Annotated in this window: 8 protein-coding genes; 7 read left to right on the top strand and 1 reads right to left on the bottom strand. The window is 59.5% G+C overall.

Translation table 11 applies throughout. The features are described from left to right. Positions 1 to 50: 50 nt before the first annotated feature. From FQV39_RS32970 to FQV39_RS32940, 7 genes are all read left to right on the top strand, one after another. Entirely contained in the window at positions 51 to 920 is an 870-nt protein-coding gene (locus tag FQV39_RS32970) for a hypothetical protein (RefSeq protein ID WP_149134668.1), read from the top strand. Between the two features lie 84 nt (positions 921 to 1004). Continuing rightward, entirely contained in the window at positions 1005 to 1349 is a 345-nt protein-coding gene (locus tag FQV39_RS32965) for a hypothetical protein (protein WP_149134667.1), read from the top strand. A gap of 408 nt (positions 1350 to 1757) precedes the next feature. Beyond that, entirely contained in the window at positions 1758 to 2972 is a 1215-nt protein-coding gene (gene repA / locus FQV39_RS32960) for a plasmid partitioning protein RepA (RefSeq protein ID WP_149134666.1), read from the top strand. 118 nt (positions 2973 to 3090) lie between these two features. Further along, positions 3091 to 4095, top strand: coding sequence for a plasmid partitioning protein RepB (repB, locus tag FQV39_RS32955; RefSeq protein ID WP_149134665.1), 1005 nt, complete (start codon positions 3091 to 3093; stop codon positions 4093 to 4095). 180 nt (positions 4096 to 4275) lie between these two features. Further along, positions 4276 to 5505 (top strand): plasmid replication protein RepC, encoded by a 1230-nt coding sequence (repC, locus tag FQV39_RS32950; protein ID WP_149134664.1) that lies wholly within the window; start codon positions 4276 to 4278, stop codon positions 5503 to 5505. A gap of 152 nt (positions 5506 to 5657) precedes the next feature. Continuing rightward, positions 5658 to 5864, top strand: a complete 207-nt coding sequence (locus FQV39_RS32945; protein WP_149134663.1) for a hypothetical protein — start codon at positions 5658 to 5660, stop codon at positions 5862 to 5864. Positions 5865 to 6001: 137 nt separating this feature from the next. Beyond that, on the top strand, positions 6002 to 6313 hold the full coding sequence (locus FQV39_RS32940; protein ID WP_349238614.1) for a WGR domain-containing protein: 312 nt from the start codon (positions 6002 to 6004) through the stop codon (positions 6311 to 6313). 407 nt (positions 6314 to 6720) lie between these two features. Here the strand turns inward: FQV39_RS32940 and FQV39_RS32935 are convergent, their stop codons facing one another. Further along, positions 6721 to 7743, bottom strand: coding sequence for a tyrosine-type recombinase/integrase (locus FQV39_RS32935; protein WP_248313584.1), 1023 nt, complete (start codon positions 7741 to 7743; stop codon positions 6721 to 6723). Positions 7744 to 7945 lie beyond the last annotated feature (202 nt).

Below are 7945 nucleotides of genomic sequence, written 5' to 3'. Positions count from 1 at the left end.
ATTTGCTCAATCCTTGATTTAATCCTTAGCGGGAGATCCGGGAGCCTGTGATGCATCGAGACGTGTCAGCCGTGCTGGAGCGCGTGCGCTCGCTCGAAACGGACGACATCTACGAGGCCGATCGGCGCGCCTTGTTCCATGCCTACATTGCTTGTCTGAGCCTTCCTGATCTTTGCTTGGCCATTGCGCAGACCCTCGATGCATCGGTTCGTGTGCGGTTGGCGATGCGGAGGCGTCTGCTGCGCCTTCTTGGCCCCGGGCTCGATGACTATTCACCTGTGGTTGGTCTGGTTGAAGGGACTGCAGGGAGCTCGGACAGAGACCTCAACCTGAGGCGGGCTGCCGACGCGCTCCATAGCGCGGTGTTCCAGTACCTCCCTATCAACGCGCAGCAGATGTTGCTGGAGCGCTGGATCCATCGTGGCGGCCGAGGCGCCATGGCCCGCTGGCTCAAGGCGGTGAAGGAGATAGAGAGCCTTTTCGATGCCACGACCGCGTTGGGATATTGGCGCGATACCAGTGATTTTCGGGCCGCCAAGGCGCTTGCATACCAGGCCGAGCCGGAATTCCTTCGCGCTGTCATGCCCGAATTGGCTGCTGCATGTGAGGAGGGCTGGATCATCGGGAGGGCGATATCCCGCTGCGGAGGAACGACCACCGAGGTCTGGGACGCGGTCCGTCAAAGTCATCCGGCGACGTATTTGTATCTGTGCGCCAAACTCGCCAGGCCGGTTGGCGATGCGGAAGCGTTGGAGCTCGTCCATCGTTGCGGCTCCGGAGTGATCCACGGCGATCGCGGATTGGCGATTTGGTCCATTGGGCAAATGGGTAAGGCGGACGTCTTGGATCGTATTGTCGATGGCTACGAAGTTCTGCATCGGCGTGACACCGAGCACTGGCGCCGGTTGGTTGGACAATAAAGCGGGCATGTTCGGTGGCTGAGGGCAAGAACATCTATCAACTGAACCGCGAGATTGTCGTGCGGGTGTCTATCGTTAGCGAGCATGGTGCTGGCGGGTGCGGCGCTAATGGGGATTGTCGGAAGCGATTTCGACGAGCCGATCTATCGGTTCCGGCCTCAGTTTGCCGAAGATGAAACTGTCCATCAGTTGCTGAGTTCGGCCATCAGCCATCGCCCGCAGTTGGAGCATATGACCGAGCATCGGCTTGCTATGGCTGAGACTGGGTTTCAACCCCATATTTTTGAATGCGGTATCCTGCAGCCCGATGCGGACAAGTTCGACAGAGGGCCTCTGACGTTCCACGATGCTGTCACAAGATCATCCATGCCCGAGGGATCTTTGAACGTCATTATGAAAGATGCACGCCCTGCCCGCGCCTCCCCCTAGGTCGATTGCCGATTCTTCATATTGGTGAGCGTCCAACGGTGGATCAGATGCGAAACCCCTGCCCTTCCTACGCGTTCGCTCGGTTCTTTTGCGCCAGCTTTCCTTCGGCCGATCCCCTGCCATCAAGGATCGCGATTCGGCATTCTTTGAATTGCCATGCTCGCCATCGAGCCTCCATAGGCACGTTGGGAGGAAATTCGACTGCCAAGCAACAGAGTAAATTTCGGCCGGAAACAAGGTTAGCGGCAGAACTAAGGCTCAGAAAAATATAGCGAAAAGTCGGTTACGGTTGCGGGATTGGCGAAAGCGTTAACGATCTGTTAACCACTAAATCCTTGTCACATCCTCCGACTCGGGACAATCCTCCAACTACGAAAATAATCCGTAGTTGGAGCGTCCCGCGTAGTTATGGCGAAAGCGCGTAACACCATCCCCTCTGAGCAGGTATCCAGCCTCGCGGTGGCAGATGTCATCGCAGGCGATGGTGCCGCTTTGTCGGCTGAGCTGCACGCGATGCGCGAAGCTCTCTTTCCGCCGGTTTCGCAGAAGACATTGAGATCCTTTTCCTCGGTAGAGGCAGCCAAGCTTATCGGTATTGCGGACGCCTATCTTCGGCAGGTGTCGCTGCAAGGCAAAGGGCCTCAACCCGCTATGACGTCTGGCGGGAGGCGATCATACACGCTTGACCAGATAAACGAATTACGAGCGGTCCTCGAAGAAGGCTCAAAGAACAAGCGCTACGTCCCTCACCGGCGCGACAGCGAACATTGCCAGGTGCTGGCGGTCGTTAATTTCAAAGGCGGCTCTGGCAAGACGACAACCGCGTCGCACCTGGCGCAGTATCTTGCCTTGCATGGGTATCGGGTGCTGGCGATCGATCTGGACCCCCAGGCCTCCCTCACCGCCCTCCACGGCTATCAGCCTGAGTACGACATTCAGGCTAACGAGACGATGTACGCCGCTGTCCGCTATGACGACGAGCGTCGCCCTCTCCGTGACATTATTCGCAAAACGTATTTTCCCGGCCTCGATCTGGTGCCAGGCAATCTGGAGCTGATGGAATTCGAGCATGACACGCCTCGTGCCTTGGCCGAACGCTCGACTGAGCCCTTCTTCGGTAGGGTCGCTACGGCGCTAGGTTCGGTTGCAGCTGATTATGATGTGATGATTGTCGACTGCCCTCCCCAGCTCGGCTTCCTTACGCTCGGCGCATTGTGCGCGGCGACGTCATTGCTGATCACTGTCCACCCGCAGATGCTTGACGTGATGTCGATGTGTCAGTTCCTGCTGATGGCTTCAGATATGCTGAAGGTTGTCCAGAACTCCGGCGGCTCTCTCGATTACGACTTCATACGGTATGTGGTCACTCGGTTCGAGCCCGCGGACGCACCGCAGACACAGATGGTGGCGTTCATGCGGTCTCTATTTCGAGACCGTGTTCTGAATAGCACCATGGTGAAGTCCACGGCGATTTCGGACGCGGGTCTTTCGAAGCAAACATTATATGAGGTCGGGCGCGAGAATTTTTCGAAGCAAACATACGATCGCGCTGTGGAATCTCTGGATGCCGTCAATGGAGAAATTGAGAGGCTGATTGGGAGCGCTTGGGGGCGGGCGGCATGAGCGCATGCGTTGATTCTTTTGGTGCCGCTGCGGCAGTTGACATCTGTCAACTCGGCCGTCCTTCGTGGCAGTTGACAGCTGTCAACTCACCCGTGGTGGGCCTCAGTGAGGCACTGCGATGAGCCGAAAGGATACCATCAGGGGAATTCTGACACGCCGCGCAGACGAGCCTGCGCAAGCCGCCCCCTTGGACGCTGCACCCAAGCCGAATGTGTCGGCCCCGCCACATGTTCGAGCGGGAGCCGTCGGTGCCATGGGTCGATCGCTGGAGAGCATCGCGTCCGCAGCTGAACGTGCGAAAGAGCTCATTGCGTCCGGGACGTCGGTCATTGAGATACCGGCAGACAAACTCGCCAGCTCGTTTGCTCAGGATCGTTTGGATGACGAGGCGATCGAGCAGACTTCACTTTACGTGGCAATCAAAGAGGCGGGGCAGAAGAGTCCTATTTTGGTTCGCCCGGACCCCAATCGCGCTGAGCACTTTCAGATCGCGTATGGGCACCGGAGGGCAAAGATCCTTGGCCTTCTTGGGCGACCGATCCGTGCGGTTGTTCAAAACTTGACTGATGAAGAACTCGTTGTCGTTCAGGGACAAGAGAACTCCGCGCGTAAGGACCTGAGCTTCATCGAGCGCGGGCTCTTTGCGCAGACCCTCGAGGAACGCGGCTTTGACCGCGCCATCATTATGTCGGCCATCGGCGTCGATAAGACCGTGCTCTCCCGATTGCTGGCGCTGACGAAGTCGATCACACGTGACCTCATCATCGCAATTGGTCCTGCACCACGCACCGGTCGCCCTAGGTGGATGGCATTCGAGGAGCGATTGTCGGCTCTGTCCGACCGGACACTCATTGATGCTGTACTGAATAGCCCGGACTTCAAGCAGGCAGAAAGTGATCAGCGCTTCGCGATGCTGTTCGATGCGATGGCGGCGAAACGCCCTGGTAAAGCGGAAGAGGTCGTATTGGAAAAGGGGACGGGCGAGCGAATCGCAACCGTCGAGCGATCTAAGAGAACGCTTTCGGTTGTAGTTGACGTATCCCGCTCAGCTGCATTCGGGGAGTTCGTCGCGTCGCAACTCCCGGAACTTTATCGCCAGTTTCAAGCGAAGGGAGGGCATTGACGAAATAGGATCGCTAACGAGGCCGCAAAAGAAAAAGGCCCCCAGAACGAAATCCGGAAGCCCTTCTCCACTGTGGTAGGTTGAGAATCCCACTTCCGCGAATCGCTGTCAAGAGTCACCTCGAACGCAGTGTCGTTTCGGGCGAGCCGCATTCTTTTGCCTAACAACAGGTAAAGGAACATGGTTTCGCACATCTCTACGACGCCTTTCGGGCGGCGAACGCTGACGCTTGCCCATGTGGCAAATCAGGCCCTCGCGAAGGAACGGACGCCCGAGAAGGCGGTCCACAAATGGAATCTGTTTCGGGATATCTGCACGGCTAAGGCTCAGCTGGGCGTGAACGAGCGCGCCCTGGCGGTGCTCGACGCCTTGTTGACCTTCCATCCAGAGACAGTGCTGACGGGCGAGCAGCTCGTCGTCTTCCCCTCGAACCAGCAGCTTGCGCTCCGGGCGCACGGCATGTCGCCGGCGACGCTGCGGCGCCATCTCTCAGTACTCGTCGATTCCGGGCTCATCGTTCGCCGCGATAGCCCCAACGGGAAGCGCTATGCCCGGAAGGGCAGGGGAGGGGATATTGAGCTCGCGTTTGGCTTCGATCTCTCGCCATTGGTCGTCCGATCTGCAGAGATCGAGAACGCGGCCGAAAGCGTTCGGATCGAGGAGAGGGCGCTCAAACTTGTTCGGGAGCGGATTACGATTTGCCGACGCGACATCGCGAAGATGATTGCCACGGCGATTGAGGAGAATGTCTCCGCACACCAGGCTGAGCAGGGGCCGTCAACCTGGCAGGAGATCCACGCCCTCTATCGAGGGATCGTCGACCGGATTCCGCGCACGGCACCAAGAGAGATCCTAGAGCCGATCGCCGACGAATTGTCGATGCTGGCCGATGAGATTCTCAACCTGCTGGAACTTCATACAAAAACTCAGAATCTAAGCGGCAATGAGTCTCATTCTGAGCGCCACAAACAGAATTCAAATCCAGATCTTCCTACTGATCTTGAACCTCGCTTTCCAGAAAGCAGGGTCGTCAAGGTCGAGAGCGATCCTGAACCGGTGAGGAAGCCGGAACGGCCCTTCCCGTTGGGAATGGTGCTCGATGCCTGTCCGGATATCATCGACTATGCCCGCGGCGGAATTTCCAGCTGGCGAGACTTCCTGGCGACGGCGTCGATGGTGCGATCGATGCTCGGAATTAGTCCGAGCGCCTGGCTCGATGCGCAGAATGCGATGGGCGAAACGGAAGCTTCGATTGTCGTTGCTGCCATCCTGCAGCGTGGTGATGCGATTTCAAGCGCCGGCGGATATCTGCGCGGCCTGACGCGGAAAGCTGAAGCCAACGAGTTCTCGATCGGCCCGATGCTGATGGCGCTGATCGGAAGCCGCCGGCGTGAGCCCAAGCGAGCGTAGGGCCATGAGGAAGCGAGGTACGCTGTTGTAGACACTTCCAAAACGGGTCGGAGTCAGCGCGGCGTCGGTCTGGTATCACTCCGCAGGCTAGGGCGCGCCGATTCGAAAATGGCGTTAGCGCTCTGCATCTTCGATTGTTCAAAGGAATAAACGTGTTTCAGATCAAGGCCACGATCCGGGGTAGCACGGTCAAGGAAGCGGCGGCTTCTGCCACTGACGCGCTTCGGCGATACCGGGATATGCAAACGCGTCCAGGCGTGACGGCTTGCTCGGTGATGAAGGGCGGCGTGCTCGTGGGCCAGGCGGAGCTCGTGAGCGCGGCGAAGGTCGAGGATTTGGTTGCGAGGTCTGGGATCTGAGTTAGCGATAGAGGCACAGTCCTGCACATCTCGCACTGCTAGACAGCGGACGGCTCATCAACGCTGTGAATCGTGAGCAACTGATCGATTCATCCTTTGCGTTGGACCGGTACCAGCCATGAGCGCGAAATGCGCCCATGGAAAACGCCTCCGCAAAAGATGCGCCGCGCTTGCAGATGCTGGTGTTGGACCGGTCCGATCCAGCGCAGAATATGGCTCGATTCTATGTGCTTGCGATTGAGCCAACACTTTTTGGCGATACGGCTTTGGTTCGGGAGTGGGGCCGTCGTGGCCAGCGAGGACGCAAGCGTTTGGACCTTTATGCCAACGCTGAGTTGGCAAAAGAGGCCTTGGACGATTGGCTGCAAAAGAAAGTCCGGCGAGGTTATCGGCGACGCGTTCTCGGCGCGAGTTTGCCCCCTCCCCTATCTGGGCCGGCTAGGGGGTAGGGGAGGGGGCCGATCCTCTAGCGTGGCTGACCAGTCACAGGAGACCGAAGTTTAGCAGGTAGGAGAGGTTCCCGATTGAGGTCAAGGTGAGTCCGAAGCTGGCTGTGAGGGAGGCGAAGTCATGCGTACGCCGGAAAGCTCAGAAGCCTCAATGGCTCGGATCAATGGCATCCTTATTCGGAGCGCCATCGTCGTGGCGATCGCCGCGGGTGTCGCATTGCCGATTCTCCGCTAGGCGCGGTGGGCTACGAGTGCGAACTCAACCGCCGAAAAAATCCACCTCGTAGGAAGACCGCTTAATGCCCTCTGTGGAAGTCGCAGGGGGTATTGAGGCAAGGTGTCAAACGCCGCCTGTGGTCATTTATGGGGTTTGGGTGGTTTGTGACCTGACAGCGGATCGGTCTAGCCTATAGACCGGCGGCCTTGGTGAGATTGACCCGGAAGCGATCGCGGCGTCGTTGATAGCGTCGCGTCATCTCGGCAGAGGCGTGCCCGAGGTGCTTCTGGACATAGCGCTCATCGACCTCCGCCGAGGAGGCGAGGCCGGCTCGCAAGGAATGCCCGGCGAACCGGCGCTCGCGTTCTCCTTCAGGCAGATCGCCGCGGATGCCGGCGGCCATGGCGCATTGCTTGACGAGCCGGGCGACATGTTGGTCCGTCAACCGATCGGGGCCGGCCTCCTTGCCCTGACCGGTCACGCGTCGAAACAGCGGGCCATGATCGATCCGCCCCAAGCTGAGCCAGATCTGCAGGGCGATGACCGGGCAGGTCAGATCGGCCGAGCCACGGCCGATCTCGATCTCGCGCCAGCCGGTCTTGCCGCGCAGGTTAACGAGCATGCCATCCTCGAGGATCTCGACCCAGCCGCGACCATCGCGCGTCTGATCCTTGCCGACGTCGAGGGAGACGATTTCGGAGCGACGCAAGCCCCCGGCAAAGCCGAGCAAAAGGATAGCGCGATCGCGCAGCCCGCGAAGCGTGCCGCGGTCCAGGGTTTCCAGCATGACGACCAGGTCCTCGCCGAGCACGGCCTCCTTCTGGACCGGGGGGCGACCATGGCTGTTGCGGATGCCGGCGAGGACCGTTGCGATGTGCCGGTCCTTGCGATCGAGCGGCGTGCCGCGCTGGGCATAGGCCCAGTTTAGCGCGGAAAGCCGGCGCTCGATCGTCGCCACCGAATTGGGCTTTCGATCGCCGGCCGCCGCGCCGGAGGCGCAGGCCGTGATGTAGAGGCCGACGACTTGCGGATCGGGCCGAAAATCCTCGAGGCCCTGACGTCGGCACCAGCTTGCGAAATGCCGCCAATCCGCGGCATAGGCGCGGCGGGTGTTGGCCGAGCTAGCGGCCTCGGCGTAGTCGCGCGCCCGGGCTGCGAGCCCTTCGAGATGACTGGACAGCGGCGTCGGCTGCTCGTCCGTCTGCGGCAGCAGTGGGGCCGGGGAGGCGGCTTCGTCTGACCGTGGATTGTCCGACACCGGCGGCCTCCTGAAATGCAGCTAATTTCGGCGGGCGGAGCTCGGCGGGAGGCCGTTGGAGGGCTTCTGGACGGCCAAATCGCGCCTCTCTTATATAAAGTGAAAATGACCGATAATGCAATCTTATCAGTCATTATCGTTCTCCGACGGAGCGTGC

The organism is Bosea sp. F3-2 (assembly GCF_008253865.1).
In the GTDB taxonomy this organism is placed as follows: Bacteria; Pseudomonadota; Alphaproteobacteria; order Rhizobiales; family Beijerinckiaceae; genus Allobosea.
This window is presented reverse-complemented; position numbering and strand designations above follow the sequence as displayed.